Source organism: Micromonospora arida (assembly GCF_042873195.1).
In the GTDB taxonomy this organism is placed as follows: domain Bacteria; phylum Actinomycetota; class Actinomycetes; order Mycobacteriales; family Micromonosporaceae; genus Micromonospora; species Micromonospora arida.
Genome location: NZ_JBIALC010000017.1, coordinates 52,782 through 68,563 on the forward strand (window position 1 = coordinate 52,782; position 15,782 = coordinate 68,563).

The following is a 15,782-nucleotide window of genomic DNA, read 5'->3' on the forward strand; positions in this document are numbered from 1 at the left end:
CGCAGTCGCGAACGGAAGGCCAGTAATGGCACTGCTCGAAGTTGAAGATCTCTCCGTCACGTTCGCCCGGCGCGGCCAGCGGGCCGTGCACGCGGTCGACGGGGTGTCCTTCTCGGTCGACGCCGGTGAGGTGGTCGGCCTGGTCGGCGAGTCCGGCTGTGGCAAGAGCGTCACCTCGCTCGCGATCATGGGTCTGCTGCCCAAGCAGCCCGGCCTGCGGGTCGGTGGCAAGGCCGTCTTCGACGGCACGGACCTGCTCCAGCTCGACGACCGGTCGCGGCGGGACATCCGGGGCCGCGACATCGCGATGATCTTCCAGGACCCGCTGTCCTCGCTGAACCCGGTGATCCCGATCGGTTTGCAGGTGACCGAGGTGCTCACCCGGCACCGGGGGATGAAGGGCGAGGCCGCGGCGAAGGAGGCGGCGGCGCTGCTGGACCGGGTCGGCATCCCCGACCCGAAGCGGCGGCTCAAGGAGTATCCGCACCAGCTCTCCGGTGGGATGCGCCAGCGTGCGCTCATCGCGATGGCGGTGGCCTGCCAGCCTCGGCTGCTGATCGCCGACGAGCCGACCACCGCGCTGGACGTCACCATCCAGGCCCAGATCCTGGAGCTGCTCAAGGAACTGGTCCGGGACTCCGGCACCGCACTGCTGATGATCACGCATGATCTCGGCGTGGTGGCCGGCATGGTCGACACCGTCAACGTGCTCTACGGCGGCCGGGTGGTGGAGACGGCCCGCCGTCGTCCGCTGTTCCGCCAGCCGCGTCACCCGTACACAGTGGGTCTGCTCGGCTCGGTGCCGCGCCTGGACGCCGGGCGGGGCGAGAAGCTCAACCCGATCGCCGGTTCGGTCCGCGACCTGCTGCCCTGGCCGGACGGATGCGCCTTCGCCCCGCGCTGCGCCCGGCGGATCGACGAGTGTGTGGGTGAGCCGCCGGAGTTGGTGCACGCGCACGACGGACGGAGCTACCGGTGCGTCAACCCGGAGCCGCTGCCGGGCATGGTGCCCGCCCCGCGCGAGGAGGAGACAGCGTGAGTGAGAACGACATCCTCGTCGAGGTGCGCGACCTGAAGGTGCACTTCCCGATCAAACGGGGGGTGCTCTTCGACCGGGTGGTCGGCCATGTGAAGGCCGTCGACGGGGTCGATCTGAGCATCGCGCGGGGCAAGACGTACGGCCTGGTGGGTGAGTCCGGCTGCGGCAAGTCCACGTTGGGCCGGGCGCTGCTCCAGCTCACCCCGCCGACCGCCGGTGAGGTCAGTTTCGACGGCGTCGAGCTGACGACGCTGCCGCCCGGCAAGCTGCGCAGCATGCGTCGCCGGATGCAGATGATCTTCCAGGACCCGATGTCCAGCCTCGACCCCCGGCAGAACGTCGAGTCGATCCTGACCGAGGGCCTGCAGACCCACGGGATCGGCACCGACCGCACCGACCGTCGACGGATCATCGGCGAGACCCTGGACGCGGTCGGGCTGCCGCGCTGGGCGCTGTCCCGTTACCCGCACGAGTTCTCCGGCGGGCAGCGGCAGCGCATCGGCATCGCTCGCGCGTTGGTGCTCGGGCCGGAGCTGATCGTCGCCGACGAGCCGGTCTCGGCGCTCGACGTGTCGATCCAGGCCCAGGTGGTCAACCTGCTGGACGAACTCCAGGACAGCCTGGGGCTGACCTACCTGGTGATCGCGCACGACCTCGCGGTGGTCCGGCACATCTCCGACACGGTCGGCGTCATGTACCTGGGCGCGCTGGTCGAGGAGGCACCGAGCGACCGGCTCTACACCGAGCCGCTGCACCCGTACACCCGGGCGCTGATGTCGGCGGTGCCGGTGCCGGACCCGGACGTGGAGGACCGCCGGGAGCGGATCCTGCTCGCCGGTGACCTGCCGTCGCCGGCCAACCCGCCGTCCGGCTGCCGCTTCCACACCCGCTGCCCGTGGGCGCAGCCCACCCGCTGCGCCGACGAACGGCCGGTGCTGCGGGACATCGGCGCCAGCCGGGTGGCCTGTCACTTCGCCGAGCAGATCGCCAGCGGGGAACTGCGCCCCCACGGGGTCAGCGCGCAGATCGTCCGGCCCGAGGGCGAGGGGGACACGCCAAGCGTGGTCTCCGCACCCACCGAGCCCGGTTCGTACGTCTGAGACTGGACGCGGTGCCGGCCGTCAGCCTTCGGGGCGGCTCAGCAGCCCCACGGCGACGCCGTGCACCGCGTCCAGCCCGGCCGGGTCGGCCAGCGTGACCGACGTGCCGGTCACCGCGTACCACTCGTCCGCGTCCTTGTACTGCACCCGCAGGGTGACCTTGCCGTCCGCGTACTCGGTGCGCAGAGTCAGATCACCGGTGACGACGCCGACCTCGTCGGTCATCACGCCGCCGGGGCCGGGCACGATGTCGGTGGTGCGGGCCTGCGGGCCGGCCGCGCCGCCCGAGTCCGCCACCATGCCGGCACCCGGCACGGCGGCAGGGGTCTCGGCGGTGCCGTCGGCGGTCATCCCGGCGGCGGCCGGGCCGCTCTCTTCGGCGGCGGTCACGAATAGCTCCCCACTCAACAGCCCTCCAACATGTCGGTCAGGGCGGCCTTCTCGGCGCTGGTCACCGTGAGCTTCCAGTAGTGCTTGACCGTCACCCAGTCCTGAGCGTATTTGCACCAGTAGGACCGGTTTGCCGGCTTCCACTGCGACGGGTCCTGGTCACCCTTTGCCCGGTTCGACGAGGCGGAAACCGCGAAGAGCTGCGGACGGGTGGTGTCGTTGGCGAAATCGCCGCGCTTCGCGTTGTCCCACTCGTCGGCACCTGAGCGCCACGCGTTGGCCAACGGCACCATGTGGTCGATGTCCACGTCGGAGGGATCCGAGAAGCTGCGACCGTCGTACACGCTCTCCCAGCGCCCACCGACCACGTTGCAGCCGGAGAGCTTCACGTCCTTGCCGTCGCGCTGGAGGATGCTGTCCCGGACATCGCAGTTCTTGCCGGTGTCCCGCCAGTGCGGAAAGCGTTCCCGGCTGTAGCCCTTCATCGACCCGGCGGTTGCGACGGTCAGTTGGCTGAGCTGCTCCGCGGCGTTGCCGCCGCCGTCGCTCGACGGCGGTGTGGTCGGCTCATCCTGCGGGACGCAACCGGCCATGCCGAGCGCCAGCGCCGCGGCAAGCACGGCCACCGCCGCTCGCGGTCCTGATCTGGTACGCACAGACGACACCTCTCCAGCTTGGGGGCTCCCGGCGATTGCGCACAGTACCCGGGCACGGTTTCGGCGTTTCGTGGCGTCTCCCACATGATGCAAGGCAGATTGGTGGGATGACCGCATCCGTACCGGCGACCGCCCTCCGGATGGGCACCACCGCCGGCCGGGGCACGCTGCTCGCCGCCGTACTCGCCTCTGGCATGGTCTTCCTCGACAGCACCGTCGTCAACGTGGCGCTGCCGAAACTTGGGCAGGACCTTGGGGCGAACGTGGCCGATCTCCAGTGGACCATCAACGGCTATCTGCTGATGCTGGCAGCATTCGTGCTGCTCGGCGGCGCGCTCGGCGACCGCTTCGGCCGGCGACGCATCTTCCTCATCGGCGTTGTCTGGTTCACCGCCGCCTCCGTGCTCTGCGGGCTGGCCCAGGGCACCGGCATGCTGATCGCGGCCCGATTCCTCCAGGGCGCCGGTGGCGCGCTGCTCACACCCGGGTCGCTGTCGGTGCTCCAGGCGAGCTTCCATCCGGACGACCGGGGCCGGGCGATCGGTGCCTGGGCCGGGCTGTCCGGGGTGTCCACAGCGCTGGGCCCGTTCATCGGGGGCTGGCTGATCGACGCGCTCTCCTGGCGCTGGATCTTCTTCCTCAACCTGCCGATCGCCGTGCTGGTGCTGCTGGCCGCCCTGCGCTGGGTGCCGGAGAGCCGGGACGAGAGCGCCTCCCGCACCGAGGGACGGGGGCAGACCCGACGGCGGTTCGACGTCGCCGGAGCCCTGCTCGGAGCGCTCGCGCTCGCCGGCGTCACCTACGCCCTGATCGACGCGCCGGCCCGCGGGTTCGACTCCGCCGAGGTGCTTGTCGCAGCCGTGGTCGGGGTGCTCTCCGCGGTGGCCTTCGTCCTGCTGGAACGGCGACGTGGCGACGCCGCGATGCTGCCCACCGGGCTGTTCAGCAGCCGACTCTTCTCGGTGCTGAACCTCTTCACCGTCGTCGTCTACGCAGCACTCGGCGGTTTCACCTTCTTCTTCGCCGTCTACCTGCAGAACGTGGTCGAGTGGTCGGCCTTCCGCACCGGCATCGCGTTGCTGCCGATGACCCTGCTGCTCCTGGTCGGGTCCGCGCGGGCCGGTGCGCTGTCCGCCCGAATCGGCCCACGGCTGCCGCTCGCCATCGGACCGGTGATCGCCGCGCTCGGCCTGCTGCTGCTGCGCGGCGTCGGACCGGGCGCGTCGTACTGGCGGGACGTGCTGCCCGGGGTGCTGCTCTTCGGCATCGGGTTGACCCTGGTGGTGGCACCGCTGACCGCGTCGGTGCTGGCCGCCGTGCAGGACCGGTTCTCCGGTGTGGCCAGCGGGTTCAACAACGCCGCATCCCGCGCCGGCGGCCTGCTCGCGGTGGCGGCGCTGCCGCTGCTCGTCGGGCTCTCCGGCGGCGGGTACGAGCAGAAGGCCGAGCTGACCGACGCGTTCCGGGGCGCGATGGAGTGGTGCGCAGGGCTGCTCGTGGCCGGCGCGCTGCTGGCCCTGGTGCTGGTCCACCGACCGCCCCGGAAAGCCCCGCCGTCCCAGCCCTGCCATTCACTGCCCGCCGCGACACCCCCGAAGTAGGAAGCCACTTCGGGGGTGTCGCACCCAGGTCAGCGGCGGGCGCGGTTGACGGCGCTGGTGACCGCCTTGATCGACGCGGTGACGATGTTGGCGTCGGTGCCGACACCCCAGACCGTCCTGCCGTCCACCTCACACTCCACGTACGCGGCGGCCTGCGCGTCACCACCGGAGGAGAGCGCGTGCTCGTGGTAGTCGAGCACCCGTACGCCCACCCCGACCGACTGGAGCGCGTTGACGTACGCGTCGATCGGGCCGTTGCCGACCGCGGCGAGCGAGCGCTGCTCGCCGCCCACACCGACCTGGGCCTCGATCTCGACCTTGCCGTCCACCGTGCCGATCGTGTAGCCGGCCAGCCGGACCGCCGGGTCGGGCTGGTGGTCGAGCAGGTAGTGCGTCGCGAAGATCTCCCACATGGCGGTCGGGTCGACCTCGCCGCCGTCGTGATCGGTGACCTGCTGCACCACCCCGGAGAACTCGATCTGGAGCCGGCGCGGCAGGTCCAGTTGGTGCTCGCTCTTCATGATGTACGCGACGCCGCCCTTGCCGGACTGCGAGTTGACCCGGATGACCGCCTCGTAGGTGCGGCCCAGGTCCTTCGGGTCGATCGGCAGGTACGGCACCGCCCAGGTGTGCTCGTCCACCGGTACGCCGGCCGCCTTCGCGTCGGCGGTCAGGGCGTCGAAGCCCTTCTTGATCGCGTCCTGGTGGGAGCCGGAGAAGGCGGTGTAAACCAGGTCGCCCGCGTACGGGTGGCGCTCGTGCACCGGCAGTTGGTTGCAGTATTCAACGGCTCGCCGGATCTCGTCGATGTTCGAGAAGTCGATCATCGGGTCGATGCCCTGGGAGAAGATGTTGAGCCCCAGGGTCACCAGGTCGACGTTGCCGGTGCGCTCACCGTTGCCGAACAGGCAGCCCTCGATGCGGTCCGCGCCGGCGAGCAGGCCCAGCTCCGCGGCGGCCACGCCGGTGCCCCGGTCGTTGTGCGGGTGCAGGCTCAGCACCACGCTGTCCCGGCGCGGCAGGTGCCGGTGCATCCACTCGATCGAGTCGGCGTACACGTTGGGGGTGGCCATCTCGACGGTGGCCGGCAGGTTGATGATCAGCGGCCGGTCCGGGGTCGGGTCGATCACGTCGATCACCCGGGAGCAGACCTCCAGCGCGTACTCCAGCTCGGTGCCCGTGTACGACTCCGGCGAGTACTCGTAAAAGATCTCCGTGTCCGGGGTGTGGATCTCCGCGTACTTCTGGCAGAGCCGCGCGCCGGTGGTGGCGATGTCGGCGATGCCGTCCCGGTCCAAGCCGAAGACCACCCGCCGCTGGAGGGTGGAGGTCGAGTTGTAGAAGTGCACGATGGCCCGCTTCGCGCCGCGCAGCGACTCGAACGTCCGCTCGATCAGGTGCTCCCGGCACTGCGTGAGCACCTGGATCGTGACGTCGTCCGGGATCATGTCGTCTTCGATGAGCTGCCGGACGAAGTCGAAGTCGGTCTGGCTGGCTGACGGGAAGCCGACCTCGATCTCCTTGTAGCCCATCTGGACCAGCAGCTGGAACATCCGGCGCTTGCGCTCGGGCGACATCGGGTCGATCAGGGCCTGGTTGCCGTCGCGGAGGTCCACGGCGCACCAGCGGGGTGCGGCCTGGACAGTGCGGGTGGGCCAGGTGCGGTCCGGCAGTTCGACCCGGAACTGCTCCTGGTACGGCTGGTAGCGGTGGTACGGCATCCGGCTGGGGCGTTGCCGGGCGATCGGATCGGTCTCAGCGTCGGTGACAGGTTGAGCCATCTCAGAGTGCTCCCTGGAACATGTGGCGTCAGCAGATCGGAAGGTGTCGGCGAGATGCCGGGCGACGGTGCGCGGCGGTGCCGAGAAGAAGTTCGGATGTGCTGGACGGCGCGATGCGACTCCGCGACGAGGTGCCGGCCGGTCAGGCCTCGTCGCGGCGGCTAAGGAGGAGCAGCGCCTGCCACATGACCAGGTCACCCTACGTGATGGAACGGGGGGTGGAAAGGCAGGTCCGGACTATGGGACCGGGGTCATGGCCGGCTCTGCGGCCTCGGCACCCAGCCTCGGGGTCCGTTGCGCCCAGGCCACAGCGGGCACGATCGCCACCGCTACCAGCACGAAGATCGCTGCCGTCGGTAACCAGCCCCACCCGCCGGTGGTCACCCCGAGCGCGGTCAGCCCCGCCGGCGCGATCAGGTACTGGACCTGCACGCCGAGTCCGAGCGCCCCCACGTACGCACCGCGCTGGTCGGCCGGCGGCAGGGTGGCGGTGAGCCCCCAGCTGCCCGCCGACTCGATCAGCTCGGCCAGGATCAGCAACATGGCGGCGGCCACCAGCACCACGACGGTCAGCAGGCCCCGGGTGACCCCGGAGATCGGCAGGACCAGGCAGAACAGGGCGATCAGCAGCCCACCCCGACGGGAGGCCCGCGCCGCGCCCGCCGCGGTGTCCGCGCCCCGGCTGACGCGCACCTGGAGCAGCACGATCAGGATCGTGTTGAGCAGCACCAGCCCGGCGATCATCGTCTTCGGGGCGTCGGTGTGGGTGAGGATCCACAGCGGCATGACCGTCAGGTAGAGCACCCCGTGCGCGGTGAGCAGCCCGGACACCAGGGACACCGCCATGAACGGCCGGTCCCGCAGCACGGCGAGCCGACTCATCGGCTCCGCCGGTCGGGCCACCTGCGGCAGCCGGGGCAGTCGCTGCACGAAGAGGGCCGTCACGAGGAAGACCGTCGAGATGAACCAGACCATTCCCCGGTACGCGGTGATCGTGTCCACCGCCAGCACCAGGCCGCTGACCACCGCGCCGAGCCCGAAGCCGACGTTCAGCGATGAGCGCTGGTACGCCATCGCCGTGACCCGTTCGGCCGGCGGGAGCGCGTTGATCGAGTAGACCTGCCGGGCCACGCCGACAGCGGCGTCCACGGCGGCCAGTGCCACCACCACGGCGAGGAACCCCGCGAAGCCGCCCACGAACGGGTAGGTCGCGAACAGCGCCGCGTTGAGCACCAGCCCCACCACCCAGACCCGCTGCGGCCCGTACCGGTCGGTGAGGCCACCCAGCGGCACCGTGCCCAGCAGCGACACCCCCGCCGCGATGGACAGCCCCAACCCGACCTGGGCGGCGCTGAGCCCGAGTGCCCGGGTGAAGAAGACGGCGCTGCCGGCGTGGAACAGGCCGCTGCCGACGGCGTAGACCATGGCCTGCACGGCCAGGGCGCGGGTCAGCCCGGCGGGCGGTACGACGTCTCGAACGGCGGTGCGGATGGTTTCTCTGGTCCCCATGTCCGGGGAGTGAAGCGGGCCCCCATCGTTCCGGTCGAGTCTTTTAGGCTGGACCGAATCCTGTTCCTGGGGGGCGTGTGTCCGAGTTGCGGTTCAGCCTGGCCGACGTGGCGGGAGTACGGCTCGCCGTGTCACCGGTCAACGAGACGGTCATGAGCATGTGGGCGCTGGCCAACCCGGTCCGCTACGCGGTGCACCTGCCCTGGATCGACCGGGCCCGGGTGACGTTGCGTCGTCCCGAGGTGGCCGACCGGGTCCGACCTCTGGTGGGGTTGGTCGTGCCGGGTCGCTGGCTGCCCGACTTCCTCACCCCGGCGGCCCGACCGAACGTGGAGCTGGCCGAGCAGCTCGACCAGATCGCCGCGACGCCGCCGGCCGTGGTGGTCCAGGACCTGCTGTCGACCACCTGGCGAAAACCGCTGAGCCCGTTCGGGCGGGCGCTGCTCGCCGACCCCGGAGGGCTGCTGCCGCAGGTCGTCGACGCGGTGCGGGTCTGGTACGACGAGGCGATCGCCCCGGACTGGCCGCGGATGCGGGCGCTGCTCGACGCCGACGTGGCGTACCGGGCGGCGCAGCTCGCCGAGAGCGGCGCCGGTCGGTTCTTCGAGCAGCTCCACCCGAGCCTGCGCTGGCACGGCGACCGGGTGATCAGCGACGACACGTTCGAACGGGACTTCGACCTCCGCGGCCGTGGGTTGGCGCTGAACCCGACGGTGTTCACCGAGCAGCACGTGCTGTGGAACCTGCTGGAGGATTCGCTGCCGGCCGGCGCGTACCCGGTCCGTGCCGTCGGGACGCTCTGGGAGGCGACCGCGCCACCGCCGGGCGACCCACTGGCACGGGTGATCGGGCCGGGCCGGACCGCGCTGCTGCACCTGCTCGAGACGGCGCTGACCACCACCGACCTGGCCCGACTCACCGGGACGTCCGCCGGAAACGTCTCCCAGCACCTGGCCGCGCTGCACGGCGCCGGCCTGGTGTCCCGGTCCCGCGAGGGTCGGCACGTCCTCTACCGCAACACCGACGCCGCGGCGGTCCTCCTCCGGGCCAGCCGCGGCGGGTGAGCCCGCTCAGCGCAGCAGCAGCTCGGCGACCGGACGGCGGCGACGCAGGCCGGTCTCCCGGGCCTGCAGCTCGGCCGGGAGGGCGAACGGGTCCCCGAGTCGGCCGATGGCGGCGACCACCAACGGGCGGACGCCGCCGGGCAGGTCGAGTTCGGTGGAGAGGCCGGCCCGGTCGAAGCGGGTGAGCTGGTGCACGTGCAGCCCGAGCGCGGTGGCCTGCACGGTCAGGTGGGCGACCGCCTGCCCCAGGTCGTACGCGGCCCGCTCGGTGTCGAGGCCGGTGTGGGCGCCGACCACCAGGGTCGCGGCGTGCCGGATCCAGATCTGGTCGTCGACCGGGAGGCTGATCAGGATCCGTTTCCAGGTCTCGTCGTCGCGGTGGCCGAGGGCGAACCGCCAGGGCTGCCCGTTCTCCGCCGACGGGGCCCAGCGCGCGGCCTCAAGCAGCGAGGCGGACTCCTCCGGGGTCAGCTCGGCGCTCGGGTCGAAAGCTCGTGGACTCCAGCGGTAGGCGAGCAGCGGGGTGAGGTCGGCCATACACCGGATCGTCCTGTATGGGTGATTCGCCCCTCAGGATGGGGTGGCTAAATGTGGGCAAGAGCACCCGTAACGGGACGAAGATCAGGGCGTTCCCGCGCCCGGGCTCTCCGACGGGTCCGGGGTCGGCGGCGCCGCGGTGTCGAGCGGCTCCCGGTCGATCACCACCGGGCCGGCCAGCTGCACGGTGGCCGGTGCCGGGCCGGGTGCAGCGGCCAGCCGCAGCGTCCCGTCCCCGGTCCGGACGCCGGTCGGCGTGCCGTCCTGGTCGTAGCAGTAGATGCCCACATCCAGCGGAGCGTTGAGCGACGCCGAGGTGGAATCCACCGAGTAGCAGGTGCCGGTGAGACCCTCGGGCGCGTTGGCCGGGGCGACCGCCAACGGCGCGCGTCGGTCGGTGAGCACGTTCAGCCAGTCGGTGAGCAGGTGCTGGACCCGGGGGTCCAACCGCCGTGGGATCGCGTCGTCGCGATCACCCAGGCGTACGCAACTCGCCGACCCGGTATGACCGGCCGACGGCAGGGCGCACTGGAACAGCCCGTCGGCCGTGCTGGCCATCGAGACATCGGCGGTGCCACCCAGGGCGCCCCCCGGCACATCCACCCGCCAACTGCCGTCGTTCGCGCTGGTGAACACGATGGTGCGATCCGGTTTACCCGCCTGGCTGTAGACGTACTGGGCCACCAGGTGACGGTCCTGAGCTGCCGCGGCCAGCGCGGCCAGCTCATCCCGCGCGGCGTCCACCTCGACCGGCCCCGGATCGACGGGCGGTGGAGTCGGAGGCTGCTCAGTGGTGCAGGCGACCAGGAGGGCTGGCAGGGCGAGGACGAGCGGCCCGAGCACGCGGCCGGCCGAGCGGATGAGGACGGGCACCGGCCCATTCTGGTGGGTGCGGGCGCTAGGTGGGTGCCGGCGCGTACCCGGCTCGTTCCGGCGTGTCGGGCGGGGCGTCCCGGCGTACCCGTTCGACCTGGTGGGACCGGCCCGGCCGGTCCCGGCCGGGCCGGATGGTGGGATCACCTGACCCGGCTTCGTTATCCGCCGGATACCCTCATGGGGTCTGACACGCGCCGCCGGCCCCGGTTCCGGCGGCGTCGGCACGCTCAGGGTCGCTGGGAGGGAGTGCACCGTCGTGGCACTCGTGGTGCAGAAGTACGGCGGGTCCTCCGTCGCCAACGCCGAGCGGATCAAGCGGGTGGCCGAGCGCATCGTCGCCGCCCGCAAGGCCGGCGACGACGTGGTGGTGGTGGTCTCCGCGATGGGCGACACCACCGACGAGCTGCTCGACCTGGCCAACCAGGTCAGCCCGCTGCCGCCGGGCCGCGAGCTGGACATGCTGCTCACCGCCGGGGAGCGGATCTCCATGGCCCTGCTGGCCATGGCCATCCACAACCTGGGGTACGAAGCCCGCTCGTTCACCGGTTCGCAGGCCGGCGTGATCACCACCTCGGTGCACGGCCGCGCCCGGATCATCGACGTCACCCCCGGGCGGCTCAAGGGCGCGCTCGACGAGGGTTCGGTGGTCATCGTGGCCGGCTTCCAGGGCGTCTCGCAGGACACCAAGGACGTCACCACGCTGGGCCGTGGTGGTTCGGACACCACCGCCGTGGCGCTCGCCGCCGCCCTGCACGCCGATGTCTGCGAGATCTACACCGACGTGGACGGCATCTTCACCGCCGACCCGCGGATCGTGCCCAACGCTCGACACATCCAGCACATCACCTACGAGGAGATGTTGGAGCTGGCCGCCTGCGGCGCGAAGGTGCTGCACCTGCGTAGCGTGGAGTACGCCCGCCGGGCGGGGTTGCCGATCCACGTCCGTTCGTCATACTCGACCAACACCGGCACGATGGTCACCGGATCGATGGAGGACCTTTCCGTGGAGCAGGCACTGATCACCGGGGTCGCGCACGACCGCAGCGAGGCCAAGATCACGATCGTCGGGGTGCCCGACGAGCCGGGTGCCGCCGCGCGGATCTTCGACACCGTCGCCGGCGCCGAGATCAACATCGACATGATCGTGCAGAACGTCTCCACCGAGGGCACCGGCCGGACGGACATCTCGTTCACCCTGCCCAAGGCCGACGGCCCCACCGCGATGGCGGCCCTCAGCAAGATCCAGGAGCCGGTCAAGTTCAAGGGCCTGCTCTACGACGACCACGTCGGCAAGGTCTCGCTGATCGGCGCGGGCATGCGCTCGCACCCCGGGGTGGCGGCCGGCTTCTTCGCCGCGCTCGGCGCGGCCGGAGTCAACATCGAGATGATCTCCACCTCCGAGATCCGGGTCTCCGTGGTCTGCCGGGACACCGACCTCGACGCCGCCGTCCGCGCCATCCACGACGCGTTCGAGCTGGGCGGCGAAACCGAAGCCGTGGTCTACGCGGGGACGGGTAGGTAGCGCCGATGACGGCGCTGCCCACCCTCGCCGTGGTCGGAGCGACAGGTGCCGTCGGCACCGTGATGTGTGAGCTGCTCACCGGGCGACGCAACGTCTGGGGTGAGATCCGGCTGCTCGCCTCCGAGCGCTCCGTCGGTCGCCGGGTGCGCTGCCGGGGCGAGGAACTCGTCGTCCAGGCGCTGACGCCTGAGGCGTTCGACGGTGTCCAGGTGGCCATGTTCGACGTGCCCGACGAGGTCTCCGCCGAGTGGGCACCGATCGCCGTCGCCCGGGGCGCGATCGCTGTCGACAACTCCGGCGCGTTCCGGATGGACCGCGACGTCCCGCTGGTCGTTCCGGAGATCAACCCCGAGCAGGTCCGCAACCGGCCCCGGGGCATCATCGCCAACGCCAACTGCACCACCCTCGCGATGATCGTCGCCGTCGCGCCGCTGCACCGCGAGTACGGCCTACGAGAGCTGGTGCTCGCCTCCTACCAGGCGGTCTCCGGAGCCGGTCAGTCCGGCGTCGACATCCTGCACGACCAGCTCACCAAGGTCGCCGGCGATCGGGCGCTCGGCTCGCGCACCGGCGACGTACGCCAGGCGGTCGGCGACGACCTGGGGCCGTTCCCGGCACCCATGGCGCTCAACGTGGTCCCCTGGGCCGGCTCCCCGGCGGACAGCGGCTGGTCGTCGGAAGAGATGAAGATCCGCAACGAGTCGCGGAAGATCCTCGGCCTCCCCGACCTCAAGGTCTCCGCCACCTGCGTCCGGGTGCCGGTGGTCACCGCCCACTCGGTCGCCGTGCACGCGGTCTTCGCCACCGAGGTCGACGCCGAGGGCGCCCGCGAGGCCCTGCGCAACGCACCCGGGGTGATCCTGGTCGACGACCCCGCCGCCGGGGAGTTCCCGATGCCGATCGATGCCGTCGGCACCGACCCGTCCTGGGTCGGCCGGATCCGTCGCGCCCTGGACGACCCCCGCGCCCTCGACTTCTTCGTCACCGGCGACAACCTCCGCAAGGGCGCAGCCCTCAACACCGCCCAGATCGCCGAACTCCTAGCCAAAGAACTCCGCACCCCCTAACCCCCGGACACCCCCTGCTGCGGCGATCTTGCAGTTTCTGTGCCGGCATAAGGGGCGAGGGCGGCAGAACGGCAACCGAAAGTGCAAGATCGGCGGGGACGTGGGGACGGTTACGCGGCGGAGAGCAGGACGCCGTCTCGGCCTTGGCGTTTTACCGCGTAGAGGGCCTGGTCGGCTCGTTTCAGGGTGCGGTCGGGGGTTTCGCCGGGGCGGGGCAGTGCGACGCCCACGCTGATCGTGCGGCCGATGCGTCGGGCCGCCTCGGTGAGCCGTTCGGCGATGCGGACCGCCTCCTCCGGGCGGCTCACCTCGATCACCGCGACGAACTCGTCGCCGCCGATCCGGTACAACTCGTCGCCGTGCCGCAGCGCCCCCTCCAGCGCCCGCGCCAACCCGACCAGCACCCGGTCGCCGGCCTGGTGGCCGTACGTGTCGTTCACGGTCTTGAAGCCGTCCACGTCGATCGCCAGCAGAGCCGTACGCCCGGGGGTGGCCGCAGCGATCCGCTGCCCGAACGGGCCGGTGTGCCGCAACCCGGTCAGCGGGTCGGAGCTGGCCTGCTCCCGCAGCCGGGCCAGCGTGCGCAGCCGGTCCACGCTCGTCCAGGCCTGACCGGCGAGCAACTCCATGAGGCTGACAGTGGTCGGGTCCGGGCGCAGCGCGCGTTCGTCGGCGACCAGGAGCACCCCACCGGCGTCCGTGGGCCCGACCGGCACGGCGACCAGCGTGCGTACCCCTGCCCGGGTCAGTGGGCGGTAGTCCTCCGTCGGGGGATGCCCGGTCTCGCCCAGCGTGTACCCGGCGCCGTAACGGTGGGCCCGCTCGACCATCCGGTCCAGGGCGGCCGGGCCCGCCGCGGCCAGCTCGGTGCGAATCCGGGTTTCCAGGTCGCTCGGCGTCGCCGGGGACGGGCCGAGCTGACCGCCGATCAGCAGCAGTGCGGTGGAGAGCGTGGAGACCTCCCGAGCGGCGCGGGCCGCAGCCCCCATCACCTCCCCCTCGGTCGGCGCGGAGGAGAGCGCCGCCGCGTGCCGAAGCAGCTTCTCGCTGCGACTCTCCGCAGGTGGGCCACCGAGGGCGGCGATCCGCGCGCCCAGCCCGTCGGCCAGCCGCTGCGCGGTCTCCCGCCACGGCTCCAGGTCGGTCGGCTCACTCCATTGCAGGTCGAGAACGCCGATCGCCCGTCCCGTCGGGTCCAGCACCGGTACGCACAGCTCGGCGGTCACATCCGGGCGGACCGGTAGGTAGTCGGGGTCGACGGTGACGTCCGGGACGACGGCGGGGGCGCCGGTCGCGTACACCCGGCCGACGATGCCGGTCCGCGCCGGCACGGTGGCGAAGACCTGCCAGGCCCCGGTCGCGGCGACGCAGCGCAGGCGGTCGTGGACCGCGAGCAGCACGGAGATGGTCGCCGGGGTGTGGCGGGACAGCGCGGTGACCGTCCACCGACACGCCTCCGGCGTGCTCGACGCCATCGGCAGGCGGACGGTGACGTCACGGATGACTCGCTGATGATCCACTCGCACGTCGTTCCAGGTAGGGGAGAGGGCTCGGCCGACGCCGAACCGCTCGATCAAGCGTACTCACGGTGGCTGGGACCGACCCAGCTTCGTACACACGTGCTATCCACAGGCTGTGGACACAGCCTGTGGGCATTGAGGCCCGGGGTGTGGGGGCGGCGCCACCTCGGCGCACAGGCCCCAGGTCAGGCGTGGGCGGCGGCCGACTCGATCCCCGGAGCGGGCCGGCCCCAGCGCCCAGTCCCCCTCAGCGGCCAACTCACCCCGCATCGGCGTGTGCCCCCGGGACCCCGCGCCTGCCGATAGCGTGGAGCCTCCCGGCGCCGAGGAGGCGAGCCCATGCTCATCGCCCAGCTCAGTGACCCGCACCTGACCACCGGCCTGCTCGCCGCCGAACCGGCCGCCGGGTTGCACCGAGCGCTCGGCCGGGTGCTGGCGTTGCGACCCCGACCGGACTGCGTGGTGATCAGCGGCGACCTGGCCGACCACGGCCAGCCCGACGAGTACGCGGCGCTGCGCGAGGTGATCGGCAGTTTCCCGCTGCCGGTGCACCTGACCACCGGCAACCATGACGACCGGGAGTCCCTGCTCGACGCGTTCGGCGGAACACCCTGGCTCGGCGGCGGCTTCTCGGCGTACTACCACGTCGACCACGAGGCGGCGTCCGTCGTGGTGCTCGACTCGCTCGTCCCCGGCAGCGACGGCGGCCAACTCGGCGAGGAACAGCTCGGCTGGCTCGACGGGGTGCTGGCCGGGCGGCCCGAGGTGCCCGCCGTGATCTTTCTGCACCACCCGCCGGTCGCGGTCGGCATCCCCGTCGCGGACTCCATCCGGCTCGCCGACGGTGACGCGCTCGCCGAGGTGATCGGTCGGCACCGGCACGTGGTGCGGGTCGGCGCCGGCCACCTGCACCGCCCGGTCACCACGGCGTACGCGGGCACGGTCCTCACCGTGGCGCCCAGCACCTGGAAGCAGAGCACGCTCACCATGAGCGCCGACGAACAGATCGGCTGGGTCGACGAGCCCACCGCCTTCCTGCTGCACTCGGTCGAGGCCGCCGGTTGCGTGACCCACACCGTGCAGGTGAGCCACTCCGCCGGGCAGACCTGCGGCTTCTGAG

Annotated in this window: 14 protein-coding genes; 7 read left to right on the top strand and 7 right to left on the bottom strand. The window is 71.6% G+C overall.

Annotated features, from left to right (window positions below):
• Window positions 1-25: 25 nt before the first annotated feature.
• Window positions 26-1,039, top strand: a complete 1,014-nt coding sequence (locus tag ACFYP0_RS31265) for an ABC transporter ATP-binding protein (protein WP_124856603.1) — start codon at window positions 26-28, stop codon at window positions 1,037-1,039.
• On the top strand, window positions 1,036-2,139 hold the full coding sequence (locus ACFYP0_RS31270; RefSeq protein WP_355500672.1) for an ABC transporter ATP-binding protein: 1,104 nt from the start codon (window positions 1,036-1,038) through the stop codon (window positions 2,137-2,139). Before ACFYP0_RS31265 ends, ACFYP0_RS31270 begins: the two co-directional genes overlap by 4 nt.
• A gap of 21 nt (window positions 2,140-2,160) precedes the next feature.
• On the opposite strand, the gene ACFYP0_RS31275 is transcribed toward ACFYP0_RS31270, so the two are convergent.
• Window positions 2,161-2,550 carry a hypothetical protein gene (locus ACFYP0_RS31275; RefSeq protein WP_386998435.1) on the bottom strand — a complete coding sequence of 130 codons (390 nt, stop codon included), beginning with the start codon at window positions 2,548-2,550 and terminating at the stop codon, window positions 2,161-2,163.
• Window positions 2,544-3,185, bottom strand: a complete 642-nt coding sequence (locus ACFYP0_RS31280) for an HNH endonuclease family protein (protein ID WP_355500677.1) — start codon at window positions 3,183-3,185, stop codon at window positions 2,544-2,546. Before ACFYP0_RS31280 ends, ACFYP0_RS31275 begins: the two co-directional genes overlap by 7 nt.
• A 107-nt stretch (window positions 3,186-3,292) precedes the next feature.
• On the opposite strand from ACFYP0_RS31280, the gene ACFYP0_RS31285 reads away from it, so the two are divergent.
• Window positions 3,293-4,786 carry an MFS transporter gene (locus ACFYP0_RS31285; protein WP_355500679.1) on the top strand — a complete coding sequence of 498 codons (1,494 nt, stop codon included), beginning with the start codon at window positions 3,293-3,295 and terminating at the stop codon, window positions 4,784-4,786.
• A 29-nt stretch (window positions 4,787-4,815) separates the two neighbouring features.
• On the opposite strand, the gene leuA is transcribed toward ACFYP0_RS31285, so the two are convergent.
• Both leuA and ACFYP0_RS31295 read right to left on the bottom strand, forming a co-directional pair.
• Complete coding sequence (gene leuA, locus ACFYP0_RS31290) at window positions 4,816-6,567, bottom strand: 2-isopropylmalate synthase (RefSeq protein WP_355500682.1); 1,752 nt, start codon at window positions 6,565-6,567, stop codon at window positions 4,816-4,818.
• Window positions 6,568-6,804: 237 nt separating this feature from the next.
• Window positions 6,805-8,076 carry an MFS transporter gene (locus tag ACFYP0_RS31295; protein ID WP_386998421.1) on the bottom strand — a complete coding sequence of 424 codons (1,272 nt, stop codon included), beginning with the start codon at window positions 8,074-8,076 and terminating at the stop codon, window positions 6,805-6,807.
• A 77-nt stretch (window positions 8,077-8,153) separates the two neighbouring features.
• Between ACFYP0_RS31295 and ACFYP0_RS31300 the strand changes: the two genes are divergently transcribed.
• On the top strand, window positions 8,154-9,140 hold the full coding sequence (locus ACFYP0_RS31300; protein WP_386998422.1) for an ArsR/SmtB family transcription factor: 987 nt from the start codon (window positions 8,154-8,156) through the stop codon (window positions 9,138-9,140).
• 6 nt (window positions 9,141-9,146) lie between these two features.
• On the opposite strand, the gene ACFYP0_RS31305 is transcribed toward ACFYP0_RS31300, so the two are convergent.
• Window positions 9,147-9,677: a nitroreductase family protein gene (locus ACFYP0_RS31305; RefSeq protein WP_386998423.1), complete on the bottom strand. Its 531-nt coding sequence runs from the start codon at window positions 9,675-9,677 to the stop codon at window positions 9,147-9,149.
• 84 nt (window positions 9,678-9,761) lie between these two features.
• Window positions 9,762-10,550, bottom strand: a complete 789-nt coding sequence (locus ACFYP0_RS31310; protein ID WP_386998424.1) for a hypothetical protein — start codon at window positions 10,548-10,550, stop codon at window positions 9,762-9,764.
• 259 nt (window positions 10,551-10,809) lie between these two features.
• Between ACFYP0_RS31310 and ACFYP0_RS31315 the strand changes: the two genes are divergently transcribed.
• Together ACFYP0_RS31315 and ACFYP0_RS31320 are read left to right on the top strand one after the other, a co-directional pair.
• Window positions 10,810-12,075 (top strand): aspartate kinase, encoded by a 1,266-nt coding sequence (locus ACFYP0_RS31315; protein WP_355500691.1) that lies wholly within the window; start codon window positions 10,810-10,812, stop codon window positions 12,073-12,075.
• 5 nt (window positions 12,076-12,080) lie between these two features.
• Window positions 12,081-13,142, top strand: a complete 1,062-nt coding sequence (locus ACFYP0_RS31320) for an aspartate-semialdehyde dehydrogenase (protein WP_091403390.1) — start codon at window positions 12,081-12,083, stop codon at window positions 13,140-13,142.
• Between the two features lie 110 nt (window positions 13,143-13,252).
• Here ACFYP0_RS31320 and ACFYP0_RS31325 read toward each other — a convergent pair whose 3' ends face one another.
• Window positions 13,253-14,662 (bottom strand): sensor domain-containing diguanylate cyclase, encoded by a 1,410-nt coding sequence (locus tag ACFYP0_RS31325; protein ID WP_356980552.1) that lies wholly within the window; start codon window positions 14,660-14,662, stop codon window positions 13,253-13,255.
• Window positions 14,663-15,001: 339 nt separating this feature from the next.
• Here ACFYP0_RS31325 and ACFYP0_RS31330 point away from each other — a divergent pair, with 339 nt between their 5' ends.
• Complete coding sequence (locus tag ACFYP0_RS31330; RefSeq protein ID WP_124856627.1) at window positions 15,002-15,781, top strand: phosphodiesterase; 780 nt, start codon at window positions 15,002-15,004, stop codon at window positions 15,779-15,781.
• The last annotated feature ends 1 nt before the right edge of the window (window position 15,782 follow it).

What these genes read in the sequence shown, in the direction of transcription:
- ACFYP0_RS31320 (WP_091403390.1), top strand. Translation starts at nt 12,081, where the DNA reads ATGACGGCGCTGCCCACCCTCGCCGTGGTCGGAGCGACAGGTGCCGTC.
- ACFYP0_RS31265 (WP_124856603.1), top strand. Translation starts at nt 26, where the DNA reads ATGGCACTGCTCGAAGTTGAAGATCTCTCCGTCACGTTCGCCCGGCGC.
- ACFYP0_RS31285 (WP_355500679.1), top strand. Translation starts at nt 3,293, where the DNA reads ATGACCGCATCCGTACCGGCGACCGCCCTCCGGATGGGCACCACCGCC.
- leuA (WP_355500682.1), bottom strand. Translation starts at nt 6,567, where the DNA reads ATGGCTCAACCTGTCACCGACGCTGAGACCGATCCGATCGCCCGGCAA.
- ACFYP0_RS31295 (WP_386998421.1), bottom strand. Translation starts at nt 8,076, where the DNA reads ATGGGGACCAGAGAAACCATCCGCACCGCCGTTCGAGACGTCGTACCG.
- ACFYP0_RS31330 (WP_124856627.1), top strand. Translation starts at nt 15,002, where the DNA reads ATGCTCATCGCCCAGCTCAGTGACCCGCACCTGACCACCGGCCTGCTC.
- ACFYP0_RS31305 (WP_386998423.1), bottom strand. Translation starts at nt 9,677, where the DNA reads ATGGCCGACCTCACCCCGCTGCTCGCCTACCGCTGGAGTCCACGAGCT.